Raw genomic sequence first — 15,527 nt, forward strand, 5'->3', positions numbered from 1 at the left:
GGTGACTCTCCTTGAAGCGAATTTGCTGCTCACACGGCAACCGTGCCGTTAAAACACGCCCGTCAACGTGGCGGGCGTAACGTGGCGTCGCGTGTTACGCCACCTGAGGTTGTTCGATCAGGTAATGGCTTGGCGTGCCGCGGATCGCCACCAGCTCACCCGCCAGTTGCTGAGCGTCTTTGCGCTTCATCAGCACGAACTGGCCGTTGACGTTTGCCGCCACACCGTGCCACGGCGTCAGCCAGTCGTCTTTGGTCGGCATCATATGGATGCCCATTTTCAGGCTGTCAGCGGGTTGCGGGTGGATCGACAGGCGTATCGCCGCGGGGAAATGTTGAGCCAGCAGGTTACCCCAGGCCCAACTGCGTTGTATCACGCCGCAGGCACGCTGTTTGGCGTCTTTCTGCAACGCTGCGTTGGAGCCGCTGTAACCCGGCAACTGGCTGTCTTCATACAGAAAACGGGTAATGGCGCGATACAGCTGCAACCCCTGTTCGTCCTGCATCAGTTGCTGTTTGATGACCTCCTCCGGTTCGGCGTAGCCGTCGACCAGCAGTTGACGCAGCAGGTCGTAGTCGTCGGTATGTTCCGCCAGCCCTTCGACGTCACCCAGGTTGAACACGCTCAGGTGCGTCGCCCCCACCTCGTGCAGCAGGTTTTCAATTTCGCGCTGATAATGGTTGATAGCATCGTCACTGACGCGGATCAAATCGCCGAACACATGGCCATCAGAGCAGATCACGATATGCGCGCCCGGCGGGTAATAAAGCTGGATGCGCTGACAGAGAGAATTAAGGAATATCAGCGATAGCCGTTCCGCCATATCGGGAACCGCGCCGATGACTTTATTGGTATTGGGCGATTTTGTCGGGAAGGCCGGCAGCACAAATTCGAGACGCTGATTGTTTGCAATGAATGCCCGAATACGCGGCAATTGCACCTGAGAAACGACCCGCTCTTCCTCAGTATTTGACGCATCAAGCCCGGGAAAGCGACGCCGATATTGTAATAGCTCATGCAAAATTTTTAATGACACGGTTTCAATATGGGCATTATCCACAATTAACTCCTGTTCAGATGTGGCGTAAGAAATTTATTCGCAAACGCAATAAGACTTATCAAAAAGAGGAATGACGCACAGGCAATAAGACTCACCGTGGCGTTTATCTGCTTCGGGAAATATAGAAGAGATAATGCTATATTATTAGCCCTTATAATTTGCAATCTTGGTTAAGTTGTACTTAACAAACTATGAGTAATATTCTAAAACGCATGGCTATTTTTTCTAAAGTTGTCGATTGCGGCGCGTTCAGCATGGCAGCCAAAGAATTAGGCATTACCACCTCAGCCGTCAGCCAGCATATCCGCCAGCTGGAAAACGAACTGGGCATTCAATTACTTCTGCGCTCTACCCGCTCACTGAGCCTGACCGAGGCAGGTCTGTGTTTTTATGAGGATTGCGTGTTGATGATCCATGCCGCCGAGCGGGGTCAACAGCGTATTGCCGCACTGCGCGGCGAACTGGCCGGTGAACTGCGCGTCGCCACCTCCACGGAGTTCGCCACCCATTATCTGGTGCCGGCGTTGCAAAGTTTTCTGGATGAACACCCGCGCATCACGCTGCGGCTGGAAATCCATGACGAAAAAATCGACCTGATAGGCCAGCGGATAGATTTGGCGATCCGTGGCGGCGTGCTGGCTGATTCCAGCTACGTCTCCACCCGCCTGGCACGCTTTCGCGAAGTGTTGTGCGCCTCTCCAGCCTACCTTGCCGGCCACGGCGTGCCGGAGACTCCACAGGCGCTAACCCGCCATCAATGGGTCACTTTCACTCCTTTGGGGAACCCGCAATTTGTCAGGCTGATCCACGCGAATGGCGATGAACACCGGTTACGCATGACCGGGCGCTTATTTACCAATAACGGCATGGCGATGAAAGAATTGGCGCTGGCCGGCAAGGGGATTATCCGTAATTTTTTTGTCAATGTTGAACGTGAATTGCGCAGCGGTGATTTGGTGGAAGTGTTGCCTGAATGGCGGTTACCGGAGATTAATTGCTATGCGATTATGCCACGCCGGGACAGCCAACCATTAAAGGTTCGCCGTTTACTGGAACATATGAAAATCCATTTAAAAGAAAAAGAACAAAATTCCGTAGACCAGTTACGCACTTAATTAAATAAGAAGTATCTGTAACACCAATTACTTTAGTTTTTTAACTTTTCAGCCGATTGCTGACCAGCACCAGAGCGTTATTTTTAGATTGCAGCCTAATGATATCATCTTTAATAACTTTATTTTCGCCAATATAAGCGTTTATCCAAGATCAATTCAAATAGTCAGAACGAATTTGGCTTTAAGTAACAGAAAATTTGAATCAACTCATCTCTATTTCTAAATCCTCTATTTTCCCGCTGCGCATCCCCAAAATGCAAAACGGGGAGCTGATAGCTCCCCGCGGTAACGCTTTTGCCAAAAGGCTTATTCGACCTGTCTGATATCAACACGCAGCTCTTTCGGTACTTCAAATACGATATTCTCTTCACGGCCGCTGACTTCATGCACATCCACACCGCCCATCGCTCTCAGGCGGCTGATGACATCCTGAACCAGCACGTCCGGCGCCGAAGCCCCGGCGGTCACGCCGATGTTACTGGCGTTTTTGAGCCAGGCTTCCTGAATATCCGCCGCGGAGTCGATCAGGTACGCCGGCTTGCCGACGCGCTGAGCCAACTCGGCCAGACGGTTGGAGTTGGAAGAGTTCTTCGACCCGACCACCAGCACCACATCCGCATCGCCGGCCAGGTTGCGCACCGCTTCCTGACGGTTAGTCGTGGCATAGCAGATGTCGTCCTTGCGCGGCCCGATAATGCTCGGAAAACGCTGGCGCAGGGCATCGATCACTTCTGAGGTGTCATCCACCGACAGCGTGGTCTGCGTCATAAAGCACAGGTTGCTTTCGTCCTTCACCTGCAGCTGCCACACGTCTTCCGGCGACTCCACCAGATACATGCCGCCCTTCGGGTTGCTGTACTGGCCCATGGTGCCTTCCACTTCCGGATGGCCGGCATGGCCAATCAGGATCGCCTCGGTACCCCGGCGGCTGGCTCGCGCCACCTCCATATGCACCTTGGTCACCAGCGGGCAGGTAGCGTCAAACAGCATGGTCAGATCACGGGCTTTGGCTTCTGCCCGCACCGCCTGGGAAACCCCGTGCGCCGAGAAGATCAGAATCGACCCGTCCGGCACTTCGGCAATCTCTTCGATGAACACCGCCCCACGCTCGCGCAGGCTGTCCACCACGTAGCGGTTATGCACCACTTCGTGACGCACGTAGATAGGCGCGCCGTAAATCTCCAACGCGCGCTCAACGATACTGATCGCACGATCAACCCCGGCGCAAAAGCCCCGTGGGTTAGCCAGCAATATTTGCATGCGTCTCCTCCTGCTGCGGGTCAATCTCCAGCACTTCGATATCGAAGCTCACCGGATGGCCCGCCAACGGATGGTTGAAATCAACGGTAATCGAATCTTCCGCTACTTCACGCACCACACCCGGCATTTCGCTGCCGTCGATGGCGGTAAACAACATGATGGTGCCAACGTCCGGCACCCCGGTTTCCGTGAAATCACGGTGTGAGAAAAACTGGACCAGATCCGGATTCTCTGCACCGAACGCCGCTTCCGGCTGCAGGGTAAAGGCGCATTTGTCGCCCGCACGCAGGCCGAGCAGTTGCTCTTCCAACGGTGCCGACAGGCTGCCGTCACCCAGGCGGAACAACGCCGGTTTACCGTTACCGCGGGTCGACTCTGCCGTTGAGCCGTCTTCCAGTTTCAGCGTAAAATGGACCAATACGGCGCTGTCACCGTTAACCTGAGCCGTCATATTACTCACCTTTACTCTTTGCGCCTTTGCTCGCCGGCGACAGGAAACCTTCCAGCACAATCATCGCCGCCCCCACGCAGATAAAGCTATCCGCCAGGTTGAAGGTCGGGTAATGCCAGTTGCCCACATAGAAATCGATAAAATCGACCACGAAACCGTGCCAAAGACGATCAAACAGGTTGCCGAGCGCACCGCCGATGATAAAAGCATAGGCGATGTTGTTCAGCTTCTGCTGCGCCTGGCTGCGGTACATCATTACCAGCAGCACCGCCACGATGGCGATGGCGATGCCGGCGAAGAACCAGCGCTGCCAGCCGCCGTGATCGGCGAGGAAGCTGAATGCGGCACCGTAATTGCGCGCATAAAACAGATTGAACGACGGGATCAACGGCTGGGACTGGCCCAGCACGAAGTTACCGAGGATCCACTGCTTGCTGGCAAAGTCCAGCACCAGCACCACTACCATCACCCATAGCCAACGCAGGCCGGTCGAACAGATTGGTTTACTCATCAGGCACTTGTTCTCAGGCGTAGTTACGCTTTTCGCCGTCGCCGGCTACGTTGATCACACAGCGGCCGCAGATGTCTGCGTGATCCGCCACCAGGCCGATGTCAGTAGTGTAATGCCAACAACGCGGGCATTTTTCGCCTTCTGCCGTGCTGAAGGCAATCTTCAGACCTTTCACCAGTTCGGATTCCTGCGCGTCCGCCGGCGCATCCGCCAGAGGTGCAACGCGTGCCGCCGAGGTCAGCAGCACGAAGCGCAGCTCGTCTTTCAGGCTATTAAGGCGCTCAGCCAGCTCGCTGTCGGCATACAGCGTTACCGCCGCCTCCAGAGAACCGCCAAGACGTTTATCGGCTCGCGCCTGCTCCAGAACCTTGTTCACTTCGCCACGCACTTTCAGCAGCTCGGCCCAGAAGGCATCGTTCATGCTTTCGCCTTCGGCCAGGCCGAACAAGCCGTCGTACCACTCCTCAGTGAACACGTACTGCGCGCGTTTGCCCGGCAGGAAGCCCCAGATTTCGTCAGCGGTGAACGACATGATCGGCGCCATCCAGCGCACCAGCGCTTCTGCGATGTGGAACAACGCGGTCTGGCAGCTGCGGCGAGCAACGCTGTCGCTCTTCGCGGTGTACTGGCGATCCTTGATGATGTCCAGGTAGAAGGAGCCCATCTCGACCGAACAGAACTGCATCAGACGCTGCACCACTTCATGGAAATCGTAGTTGGCGTAAGCCTGCTCGATATCCTGCTGCGCCGCCAGCGCACGGCCGACCGCCCAGCGATCCAGCACCACCATATCCTCCGGTGCCACACAGTCGGTGCTCGGCTCGAACCCGTTCAGGTTGGCCAGCAGGAAGCGTGCGGTGTTGCGGATACGACGGTAAGAATCGGCGGAGCGCTTAAGAATTTCATCGGAAACCGCAATCTCGCCGGTGTAATCGGTCGAGGCTACCCACAGACGCAGAATGTCGCCGCCCAGCTTGTTCATCACGTCCTGCGGACTGACGGTGTTGCCGATCGACTTGGACATCTTGCGGCCCTGGCCGTCAACGGTGAAACCGTGAGTCAGCACTTCCTTATAAGGCGCCTTGCCCTTCATGGCGGTGGAGATCATCAGTGATGACATAAACCAGCCGCGATGCTGATCCGAACCTTCCAGATACATGTCGGCGCCGTGGCCGTTGAACTCAGGGCGTACGTCCACGACCGAAGAGTGGGTTGAACCGGAGTCGAACCATACGTCCAGGGTATCAGGCACTTTCACGTAGTCGGCGGCATCGGCGCCGAGGATATCGGCCGCGTCCAGATCCCACCAGGCCTGAATGCCGTCCTGCTCTACGCGCTTGGCCACTTCTTCCATCAGCTCAACGCTCCGCGGGTGCAGTTGCTCGGTGTCTTTGTGCACGAACAGCGACATCGGCACGCCCCAGGTACGCTGACGCGAGATGCACCAGTCCGGGCGGTTGGCCACCATCATTTCAATGCGCGCCTGGCCCCATTCAGGGATCCACTGCACGCCCTTGATCTCTTCCAGCGACTGCTGACGCAGGCCTTTCTGATCCATGCTGATGAACCATTGCGGGGTGGCGCGGAAGATGATCGGCGTTTTGTGGCGCCAGCAGCATGGGTAGCTGTGCACCAGTTTTTCCACGTGCAGCAGCGCGCCTTTCTCGCGCAGCAGTTCGACGATCAGATCATTGGCCTTGAACACGAACTTGCCATCCAGCAGCGGGTAGGTGCCGGTCAGGTAGCAGCCGTTCGGCCCTACCGGGTTGGCCACTTCCAGGCCGTATTTCTGGCCGATCACGAAGTCGTCCGGACCGTGGCCAGGCGCGGTATGCACCGCACCGGTACCGGCATCCAGCGTCACGTGCTCGCCCATAATGGCCGGCACGTCGAAGCCCATAAACGGATGCTGGAAGCGCAACAGCTCCAGATCGGCGCCTTTGCAGCTGCCCAGCACCGTCCATTCGGTGATGCCGGCGCGTTTCATCACGCTCTCGACCAGCTCGGCGGCCAGGATCAGGCACTGACCGTCGACCTGCACCAGCTGATAGCTGAACTCCGGATGCAGCGAGATCGCGCGGTTGGCCGGCAGGGTCCACGGGGTGGTGGTCCAGATAACCAGCGAGATAGTGCCATTGAAGTGGCTCACGCCAAACTTGGCCGCTACCGCAGCCGCGTCGGCCGCATGGAACGCCACGTCGATCGACGGAGAAGTCTTGTCGTAGTATTCCACTTCCGCTTCGGCCAGCGAAGAGCCGCAGTCGGTACACCAGTGTACCGGCTTGGCGCCTTTCAGCAGGTGACCGTTGCTGATGATCTTGCCCAGCGCGCGGATGATGTTGGCTTCAGTTTTGAAGTCCATGGTCAGGTACGGGTGATCCCAATCGCCCAGCACGCCCAGACGGATGAAGTCTTTCTTCTGACCTTCAACCTGCTCGGCAGCATACTCGCGGCATTTCTGACGGAATTCCGCCGGGGTGAGTTTCTCGCCCGGTTTGCCGTACAGCTGCTCTACTTTCAGTTCGATCGGCAGGCCATGGCAATCCCAACCCGGAATATAAGGCGAGTCGAAACCGGACATCCCTTTAGACTTGATAATAATGTCTTTGAGAATCTTGTTAACCGAGTGACCAATGTGAATGCTGCCGTTCGCATACGGAGGGCCGTCATGCAAAATGAAGGATTTTTTGCCCTTTTTGGCAGTACGAATAATCCCGTACAGATCCTGTTCATACCAACGTTGCAGCATGCCAGGCTCACGCTTGGCGAGATCGCCGCGCATCGGGAACCCTGTTTCCGGCAAGTTCAGGGTATTCTTGTAGTCACTCATTAGATTCTCGGTTCCGTTTTCGGCTATAGAGATTAAACCGGTGTCTGTAGCCCGAAGAACTTTCGGGCCGTCACCACATCATTGGCGATTTGCTGCTTCAGCGCATCGAGCGAAGCAAAACGCTGTTCATTGCGCAATTTCGCGCGGAGCACCACGTCAATATGGCGCCCGTAAAGATCCATTGTGACATCCAGCAGGTGGACTTCCAGCTGCTGTCGCACGCCGGCAACGGTTGGGCGCGTGCCAATGTTGGCCACGCCCGGGAGCGGTTCAGGGCCCAGGCCATAAACATCCACTGCATAAACCCCTTTCACCGGCGCAACCAGGCGCTTCAGCGGCAGGTTGGCGGTTGGGAAGCCAATGGTGCGGCCCAGCTCATCGCCGTGCACCACCCGGCCTGAAATGCTGTACGGATGGCCCAGCAGCGCTTCTGCCTGCGCAAGGTCGTCATCGCGCAACGCATTGCGAATGGCCGTGCTGCTGATGCGTTGATCGCCTTCACGGAAGGTCGGCGTGCTGATCACCTCGAAGCCGTATTCTTCCCCGGCTTTCTGCAATAGCGGAAAATCGCCCTGGCGAGCTGCGCCAAAGCGAAAATCATCCCCGACCATCAGGAATTTTACGCCAAGCTTTTCCACCAGCAGTTCGGCGACGAACGCTTGGGCGGTATTGGCGGCGAAACGCGGATCAAACTTGACGCACAGCAGGTAATCAACCCCCGCCTGCGCCAGGTATTTGGCCTTGTCACGCAAACGCGTGAGACGGGCCGGCGCCTTGTCCGCTGCAAACATTTCCAGCGGCTGCGGCTCAAAGATCATGACCATCACTGGCAGCCCGAGGCGCTGCCCTTCTTGTTTCAGCTGCTCCAGCAACGCCTGGTGACCGCGGTGTACGCCGTCAAAGTTGCCGATGGTGAGCACGCAACCATGGTGACGTGCCCGGATATTGTGAACGCCGCGAATTAGCTGCATAGCTGGCTCAAAACAGTGGAAATCGCCGGATTATACCTTGTACAGCGGTTAAGGTTAACCCGCGATTGGTGCCTTTATGTAATAGACATACCATACCGGAGATAATCGGCAGGTGAAACGCCCTGACCGCAGTTTATCCGGCGCCATAAACGCGATTACCGACTACGGCCAATGGCTTGCGACCACCGCGACAAATCATTGGCGAATTTTCTCGCGAAAGACTGTATTCCCATGACCGAAGCTGGTAAAATCCTGCGCCATCACAACGTAGCAAGTGCCGCCCGTACAAACGGCGCTTATTTGCACAAATTCATTGACAAACGCAGGCCAAAAGGGCATATTCCTCGGCCTTCGAATTGTCCTCAATAGAATATATTTGGGAGTTGGACCTTGGCTAATATCAAATCAGCTAAGAAACGCGCCGTACAGTCTGAGAAACGCCGTAAGCATAACGCTAGTGGTCGTTCAATGATGCGTACCTACATCAAGAAAGTAGAAGCGGCAATCGTAGCTGGCGACAAAGAAGTAGCACAAAACGCATTCAACGTAATGCAACCAATCGTGGACCGCAAGGCTGCTAAAGGCCTGATCCACAAAAACAAAGCAGCACGCCATAAGTCAAACCTGTCGGCGCGCATCAACGCAATGCAATAAGCATCGTGTTGTCTGCTTGATAAAAAAAACCGGCTCAGGCCGGTTTTTTTACGTCTGCAATACCCGGTCTAGTAAGCAAACAGCGCCGAGAAATCCTTGTTGCAGACCCTTTGCACCGCCGGATGCTGGATCATTCGCTCGGCAAAGATGATGTAGTACTCTTCCTGTACGCTATCGATACGCCCAATCTCCACCACGTCATCATCGTTATAAGTGTCCTGCGCATACAGAGTCGGCGCAACGAAGATCGCGTTGTGGTACATGCCAAATGTCTTCATCAGTGCGGCATCATCAAATTCGCCCAGAATCTCCACCTGAATGCCCTGGGTGTTAAACCAGTTGAGCAGTTTACGCCCCAGCATCGAACGGCGGCCGGGTATCAACAGCTTGCGCTGCTCCAGACAGGCGGGAAACGGCAGATCCGGTGCCGGCTGACGACAAAAGAAGCTAATGCCGCACTCCCCCAGCTTGAGCGAAAACAACCCTTCCTGCTGGCTGGAATCCACCGGGCAGTCTGACAGGATCATATCCAGCTTGTGCTGGCTGAGCTGTTCCAACAGCATCTCATGCGTTGATTCAAAGCAACGCAGGTGAATTTGCTCGTTATCCACCACCACCGCCGTTTCCAGTACCTGACTCACCAGGCGTTTGGAAAGCGCATCCGCTACACCCACGTCGAACAGCAGGTTAGATTCTTTGCGATAATTGACGATATCCAGCATTTCCTGGCTGAGCATAAACATCTTGTCGGCGTAACGGAAAACCAGTTGCCCCAGCTCTGACGGCACCAGTCCACGCCCCTGACGCTTGAACAGCTTGCCGTCCAAACGTTCTTCCAGCGCTTTGATCTGGCCGGTAATGGTCTGCGGCGTCAGAAACAACGCTTCGGCGGCGCCGACCACCGAACCTTCTTTGCAGACCTGCCAAAAGTAGTAAAGGTGATTAAAGTTGATATGCGACATCCTCACGAGGTGCTCTCCTTAACGTTTCGCATCGGCAAAGGGTCTGCCGTGATGAGCGATTAATGTCCTTGCTGTATTTTCAGACAACCTGTTGCTGCATTCGTCCCAAACAGAATGGTCGAAGCTGAACATATTTTATACCGAACAGCTCCGACCAGCTATTTTAGTGTGTCCCCCGTCAACAGGGGATCCCCTAAAGGCGTTATCTGACTCTCGGTAACGACAGGCGCAACAGACCGTATCCCACTACTGCCGCGGTGGTGGAACCAATCAGGATACCCAGCCGCGAGTAGGTGCTTAATGCAGCATCGGCATCGCCAAAGGCCAGCGACGCGATGAAGATCGACATGGTGAAACCAATACCACAGAGCACAGAAACGGCAAACACCTGTTTGAAACCAATTCCTTCAGGCAATCGGGCGATACCCAGCTTCACCGCCAGCAGGCTAAAAGTGAAGATGCCCAAGGGTTTCCCGATAAACAGACCCGCTGCAATCCCCATTGGCAACAGCGAGGTCAGCCCGCTCAGCGACACGCCCTGCAATGAAACGCCGGCGTTGGCGAAAGCAAACAGCGGCAGTATCAGGAACGCCACCCAAGGGTGCAGCCCATGCTCCAGCGTCTCTGACGGCGATGGCCCCTTCTTCACATGCAGCGGTATCATAAAGCCGACGATCACCCCGGCCAACGTTGCATGCACCCCGGACTTCAGGATCGCCACCCACAACACCAGGCCGACAAGCATATAGAGCGAGGTTTTTCCCACGCCGCGCCAGTTCATCAACGCCAGCACGGCAATGGAAGCCGCCGCCACGCCCAGCGCAGCCATCGACACTTCATGGGTATAGAACAGCGCGATAATCACGATCACGCCCAGGTCGTCGATAATCGCCAGCGCCAACAGGAACACCTTCAGGCTGGTGGGTACGCGGTTCCCCAACAGCGCCATGACGCCAAGGGCGAACGCAATGTCGGTGGCCGCCGGGATAGCCCAGCCCTGACGGGTGACCTCATCCGCACCGTTGAACATCAAATAAATCAGCGCCGGCGCCAGCATACCGCCCAACGCGGCGATCGCCGGAAATACCGCCTTGTCACGCCCGGCCAATGAGCCTTCCATCAACTCACGTTTAACTTCCAGCCCGACCACCAGGAAAAAGATCGCCATCAGGCCATCGTTAATCCACAGCAGCAAGGGTTTGCCAATCTCCAGCGAGGAGATTTTCACCATGACAGGTAAATCGAGAAAAGCGTGATAAATCCCCTGAACCGGGGTATTGGCCATGATCAACGCGATAATCGCGGCCACAATCAGGATAATGCCGCCCGCGGCTTCCTGACGTAAAAACTGACGAATAATGTTGGTCACAATACGTCTCTCCACAGCATTGCGGGGCAGACACAAGCGCCCCAGGGACAATGTAATGGAATGAGTATAGACGCCGTTTAAGCTCGAAAAAATACGTTTATAAATGCTATAAGACTCGTAAAAACCGAACAATTGAAGATATGAGTCACACTTAAATTAGGGGTCAGTGAAAGGCCTTAGGCAATAAAAAACCCCGGACTCGACACCGGGGTTTCATGCAACAGGCTAATGAAAACAGTGAATTAACGCGTCAAATCGTCAAAAAACTTTTTCACGCCATCGAAGAAGCTCTTCGAACGCGGGCTGTTTTTATCGCCGGATGGGCCACCGAGGCTCTCTTCCAGCTCTTTCAGCAACTGCTTCTGCTTGTCGTTCAGGTTAACCGGGGTCTCCACCACCACGCGGCACAGCAGGTCACCCTGGCTGCCGCCACGTACAGATTTGACACCCTTGCCGCGCATGCGGAACAGTTTGCCCGTCTGGGTTTCTGCAGGTACCTTCAGCTTCACGCGGCCATCCAGCGTCGGCACTTCAATCTCGCCGCCCAATGCCGCCATCGCGAAGTTAATCGGCACTTCACAGTACAGGTTATTGCCTTCACGCTCGAAGATCGGGTGAGCCTTCACCTGAACCTGAACGTACAAATCCCCCGCCGGTGCACCATGCTCACCCGCTTCACCCTCACCCGCCAGGCGGATGCGATCGCCGGTATCTACGCCGGCCGGGATTTTCACCGACAGCGTTTTGGCTTTCTCTACCCGGCCGTGGCCGTGGCAGCTGTTGCAAGGGTCTTTGATGATCTGACCGCGGCCATGACAGTGCGGACAGGCTTGCTGTACGGTAAAGAAGCCCTGGCGCATTTGCACCTGACCCTGGCCATGACAGGTCGGACAGGTGACTGGCGAACTGCCGGGTTTCGCGCCGCTGCCGTGGCAAACGCCACACTCTTCCAGCGTCGGGATACGGATCTCTTTGGTAACGCCACGAACCGCTTCCTCGAGGGAGAGCTCCATGTTGTAGCGCAGATCGGAACCGCGGCTGGCGCGCTGACGGCGGCCACCACCGAAGATGTCGCCGAATACGTCGCCAAAGATATCGCTGAAGTCGGCGCCACCGCCGCCAAACCCGCCGCCACCGCCCATGCCACCCTGTTCAAAGGCTGCATGGCCGTATTGATCGTAGGCCGCACGCTTTTGCTCGTCGGTCAGGACCTCGTAGGCTTCCTTGACCTCTTTAAATTGGGCTTCGGCGTCTTTCTCCTGGTTGCGGTCAGGATGGTATTTCATCGCCAGGCGCTTGTACGCCTTTTTTATCTCACGCTCTTCCGCCGTCTTGGAGACGCCGAGAATCTCGTAATAGTCTTTCTTCGCCATTATTTCTCTTACCCTTAACATGCGTGCACGGGCGTAGAGTTGCCTCGACGCCCGTGCTGGTTTCCGGTAACGGCCTGGCGGCCGTTCCGTGCCCGCTTAAGGGCGATTATTTCTTGTCTTTGACTTCTTCGAACTCAGCGTCAACCACGTCGTCGTCTTTCTGCGCCGCGTTGTCAGCACCGGCATCAGCGCCTTGCTGAGCCTGCTGCGCCTGAGCCATTTCCAGCAGCTTGCCGGAAACCTGCACCAGCGCCTGAGTCTTGGCTTCGATATCGGCTTTGTCTTCGCCTTTAACCGCAACTTCCAGATCTTTCAGCGCCGCTTCGATAGCCGTTTTGTCTTCTGCCGGCAGTTTGTCGCCTGCTTCTTCCAACTGCTTACGGGTGCCGTGGATCAGGTGATCGGCCTGGTTACGGGTCTGCACCAGCTCTTCGAACTTACGGTCAGCTTCGGCGTTCAGTTCGGCATCGCGCACCATTTTCTGGATTTCTTCTTCGTTCAGACCGGAAGAAGCCTTGATGGTGATTTTCTGCTCACGGCCGGTATTCTTGTCTTTGGCGGACACATGCAAAATACCGTCGGCGTCGATATCGAAGGTCACTTCGATCTGCGCCATACCGCGTGGAGCAGCCTGGATGCCGTCCAGGTTGAACTGGCCCAGCGACTTGTTATCGTTAGCGCGTTTACGCTCACCCTGCAGCACATGGATGGTTACCGCAGACTGGTTGTCTTCAGCGGTAGAGAACACCTGGCTGTGCTTGGTCGGGATGGTGGTGTTTTTGGTGATCAGCGGAGTCATCACGCTGCCCATGGTTTCGATACCCAGCGACAGCGGGGTAACGTCCAGCAGCAGAACGTCCTTCACATCACCGGCCAACACGCCGCCCTGTACCGCAGCACCCACCGCAACGGCTTCGTCCGGGTTAACGTCTTTACGCGGTTCTTTACCGAAGAAATCAGCGACTTTCTTCTGAACCATTGGCATACGGGTCTGGCCGCCCACCAGGATCACGTCCTGAATGTCGGAAACCGACAGGCCTGCGTCTTTCAGCGCAACTTTCAGCGGCTCGATGGAACGCGCAACCAGATCTTCGACCAGCGACTCGAGTTTGGCGCGAGTCACTTTGATGTTCATGTGTTTCGGGCCGCTCGCGTCTGCCGTGATGTACGGCAGGTTGACGTCGGTCTGCTGAGCGGAAGACAGCTCAATCTTCGCTTTTTCTGCGGCTTCTTTCAGACGCTGCATTGCCAGCGGATCTTTACGCAGATCCATACCCTGTTCTTTCTTGAACTCTTCAACCAGGTAGTTGATCAGACGGCTGTCGAAGTCTTCGCCACCCAGGTGGGTATCGCCGTTGGTTGCCAGAACTTCGAAGGTTTTTTCGCCGTCAACGTCGTCGATTTCGATAATGGAAATATCGAAAGTACCGCCGCCCAGGTCATAAACCGCGATGGTGCGGTTGCCGACTTCTTTGTCCAGGCCGTAAGCCAGAGCTGCAGCGGTCGGTTCGTTGATGATGCGTTTTACTTCCAGACCTGCGATACGGCCGGCGTCTTTGGTCGCCTGACGCTGTGCGTCGTTGAAGTATGCAGGTACGGTGATAACCGCTTCAGTTACCGGTTCGCCCAGGTAATCTTCCGCCGTTTTCTTCATTTTCTTCAGCACTTCAGCAGAAATCTGCGGAGGCGCGATTTTCTGGCCTTTCACTTCGATCCAGGCGTCGCCGTTATCCGCGGCCACAATTTGGTACGGCATGATGTCTTTATCACGCTGTGCTTCTTCGTCCTGGAAACGACGGCCAATCAGGCGCTTGATCGCAAACAGGGTATTTTGTGGGTTAGTCACAGCCTGACGCTTAGCCGGCTGACCAACCAGAATCTCACCGTCTTGGGTATAGGCGATAATAGAAGGAGTTGTGCGGTCGCCCTCGGCGTTTTCCAGCACGCGCGCCTTACCACCATCCATAATTGCTACGCAGGAGTTGGTAGTCCCCAGGTCGATACCAATAATTTTGCCCATCTAAACGTCTCCACTAATAAATTCATAATCGGTCAGGTTGCTAACCTATATGCGGGCGATTTTTTGCTTTTCAACTGCCCGCTATCTCAGTCTTTCCCGCGGTCAGCAACTGCGGTTGCAAATAAGATGGGGCCATCCGACTCAGCATCAAGGGGCAAGGTGAAAAAAATTTCTTTTTTATCGTCACTCAGATCATTGTTTCCTGCTCAGGGGATCATTATGATGCCGCGCGCTCTGATGGAAGTTACGGGTTTTTCGGCCATTCAGACCATTTATGAATTTACTTAGCTATTTCCGTTAACTTTCTGTTATCGCAGAGGACATATGCACACCAACAAGTTGGCAAATCCCGGCCCGCTCGGCCTGATGGGCTTCGGGATGACCACCGTCTTGCTGAACCTGCACAACGCGGGCTTTTTCCCACTGACTTCCGTCATCATCAGCATGGGGATTTTCTTCGGTGGCCTGGCCCAAATTATCGCCGGCCTGCTGGAATACAAGAAGGGCAATACCTTCGGCATGACTGCCTTTATCTCCTACGGCAGCTTCTGGCTGAGCCTGGTCGGCATTCTGCTGTTGCCACGCCTGGGTCTGGCCGAACCGACCGATGCTACCGTATTGGGTGTCTATTTGGCGCTGTGGGGCGTTTTCACCTTGTTCATGTTCTTCGGCACGCTGTGCGCCAACCGTGCGCTGCAATTCATCTTTGCCAGCCTGACGCTGCTGTTCGCCCTGCTGGCGATTGGCAATATCACCGGCAACCACGCGCTGCTGACCTTTGCCGGTTATGAAGGGGTGATCTGCGGCGCCAGCGCCATTTACCTGGCAATGGCGGAAGTGCTCAACGAGCAGTTCGGGCGCAGGGTGCTGCCGATTGGCGAAGTGACGGCCAAACGTGCGGAACCCGCTCTGGCAATGGCGTAATCGCTTTTGGCCTGAAACAAAAAACCC

At 55.7% G+C, this 15,527-nt stretch carries 13 protein-coding genes; 3 read left to right on the plus strand and 10 right to left on the minus strand.

Annotation, left to right across the window (positions count from 1 at the left end):
* Positions 1-94 precede the first annotated feature (94 nt).
* Positions 95-1,060 carry an L-tyrosine isonitrile synthase gene (pvcA, locus tag QZQ97_RS14505; RefSeq protein WP_311994049.1) on the minus strand — a complete coding sequence of 322 codons (966 nt, stop codon included), beginning with the start codon at positions 1,058-1,060 and terminating at the stop codon, positions 95-97.
* A gap of 212 nt (positions 1,061-1,272) precedes the next feature.
* Here pvcA and QZQ97_RS14510 point away from each other — a divergent pair, with 212 nt between their 5' ends.
* Entirely contained in the window at positions 1,273-2,175 is a 903-nt protein-coding gene (locus QZQ97_RS14510; protein ID WP_311994272.1) for a LysR family transcriptional regulator, read from the plus strand.
* Positions 2,176-2,481: 306 nt separating this feature from the next.
* On the opposite strand, the gene ispH is transcribed toward QZQ97_RS14510, so the two are convergent.
* From ispH to ribF, 5 genes are read right to left on the minus strand one after another with little or no spacing between them, the layout of a single operon-like run.
* Positions 2,482-3,435, minus strand: a complete 954-nt coding sequence (ispH, locus tag QZQ97_RS14515) for a 4-hydroxy-3-methylbut-2-enyl diphosphate reductase (protein ID WP_311994050.1) — start codon at positions 3,433-3,435, stop codon at positions 2,482-2,484.
* Positions 3,416-3,886 (minus strand): FKBP-type peptidyl-prolyl cis-trans isomerase, encoded by a 471-nt coding sequence (fkpB, locus tag QZQ97_RS14520; protein ID WP_311994051.1) that lies wholly within the window; start codon positions 3,884-3,886, stop codon positions 3,416-3,418. The genes ispH and fkpB overlap by 20 nt, the downstream gene beginning before the upstream one ends.
* A gap of 1 nt (position 3,887) precedes the next feature.
* Positions 3,888-4,397 (minus strand): signal peptidase II, encoded by a 510-nt coding sequence (gene lspA, locus QZQ97_RS14525; protein WP_006317538.1) that lies wholly within the window; start codon positions 4,395-4,397, stop codon positions 3,888-3,890.
* Between the two features lie 13 nt (positions 4,398-4,410).
* Positions 4,411-7,227, minus strand: coding sequence for an isoleucine--tRNA ligase (gene ileS / locus QZQ97_RS14530; RefSeq protein WP_311994052.1), 2,817 nt, complete (start codon positions 7,225-7,227; stop codon positions 4,411-4,413).
* A gap of 32 nt (positions 7,228-7,259) precedes the next feature.
* Complete coding sequence (ribF, locus tag QZQ97_RS14535; RefSeq protein WP_311994053.1) at positions 7,260-8,198, minus strand: bifunctional riboflavin kinase/FAD synthetase; 939 nt, start codon at positions 8,196-8,198, stop codon at positions 7,260-7,262.
* A 390-nt stretch (positions 8,199-8,588) separates the two neighbouring features.
* Between ribF and rpsT the strand changes: the two genes are divergently transcribed.
* On the plus strand, positions 8,589-8,852 hold the full coding sequence (rpsT, locus tag QZQ97_RS14540; RefSeq protein WP_006317535.1) for a 30S ribosomal protein S20: 264 nt from the start codon (positions 8,589-8,591) through the stop codon (positions 8,850-8,852).
* 68 nt (positions 8,853-8,920) lie between these two features.
* Here the strand turns inward: rpsT and nhaR are convergent, their stop codons facing one another.
* From nhaR to dnaK, 4 genes are all read right to left on the minus strand, one after another.
* Complete coding sequence (gene nhaR / locus QZQ97_RS14545; RefSeq protein WP_004950031.1) at positions 8,921-9,820, minus strand: transcriptional activator NhaR; 900 nt, start codon at positions 9,818-9,820, stop codon at positions 8,921-8,923.
* A 196-nt stretch (positions 9,821-10,016) separates the two neighbouring features.
* Complete coding sequence (gene nhaA / locus QZQ97_RS14550) at positions 10,017-11,183, minus strand: Na+/H+ antiporter NhaA (RefSeq protein WP_311994054.1); 1,167 nt, start codon at positions 11,181-11,183, stop codon at positions 10,017-10,019.
* 242 nt (positions 11,184-11,425) lie between these two features.
* Complete coding sequence (dnaJ, locus tag QZQ97_RS14555) at positions 11,426-12,556, minus strand: molecular chaperone DnaJ (protein ID WP_126480153.1); 1,131 nt, start codon at positions 12,554-12,556, stop codon at positions 11,426-11,428.
* Positions 12,557-12,662: 106 nt separating this feature from the next.
* Positions 12,663-14,576, minus strand: coding sequence for a molecular chaperone DnaK (dnaK, locus tag QZQ97_RS14560; protein WP_311994055.1), 1,914 nt, complete (start codon positions 14,574-14,576; stop codon positions 12,663-12,665).
* 324 nt (positions 14,577-14,900) lie between these two features.
* Here dnaK and satP point away from each other — a divergent pair, with 324 nt between their 5' ends.
* Complete coding sequence (gene satP / locus QZQ97_RS14565; RefSeq protein WP_311994056.1) at positions 14,901-15,500, plus strand: acetate uptake transporter; 600 nt, start codon at positions 14,901-14,903, stop codon at positions 15,498-15,500.
* The last annotated feature ends 27 nt before the right edge of the window (positions 15,501-15,527 follow it).

Origin of the sequence: Serratia sp. root2 (assembly GCF_031931805.1) — a bacterium.
Taxonomy (GTDB): domain Bacteria; phylum Pseudomonadota; class Gammaproteobacteria; order Enterobacterales; family Enterobacteriaceae; genus Serratia; species Serratia inhibens.